Source organism: Cognatundibacterium luofuense, assembly GCF_018139685.1.
GTDB lineage: Bacteria > Pseudomonadota > Gammaproteobacteria > Burkholderiales > Burkholderiaceae_D > Undibacterium > Undibacterium luofuense.
Genome location: NZ_JAGSPN010000539.1, coordinates 1 through 298, shown reverse-complemented (window position 1 = coordinate 298; position 298 = coordinate 1). Strand labels below are relative to the sequence as shown.

Below are 298 nucleotides of genomic sequence, written 5' to 3'. Positions count from 1 at the left end.
ATGTTGCAACTGGCTAAGCAACAGGGAAAAATTGTTCTGGTCGACCCGAAAGGCAGCGACTTTTCTAAATATGCGGGTGCAGATTTGCTCACGCCCAACAAGTCGGAACTCAAACAGATTATCGGTGACTGGGCATCCGAGGCAGACTTGCAGGAAAAAGCGCAGAATCTGCGCCGTTCCCTGAACTTACGCGCCTTATTGTTAACCCGTTCCGAAGAGGGAATGACCTTGTTCACAGAAAACACCGTCACTCACGTCCCTGCTGTTGCGCGTGAAGTATTTGATGTTTCCGGTGCTG

1 protein-coding gene is annotated in these 298 nt (G+C 50.3%); it reads left to right on the top strand.

The genetic code is table 11. The features are described 5' to 3' along the window. The coding region (locus KDM89_RS21570; protein WP_230428020.1) for a PfkB family carbohydrate kinase at positions 1 to 298 on the top strand (298 nt) is incomplete at both ends.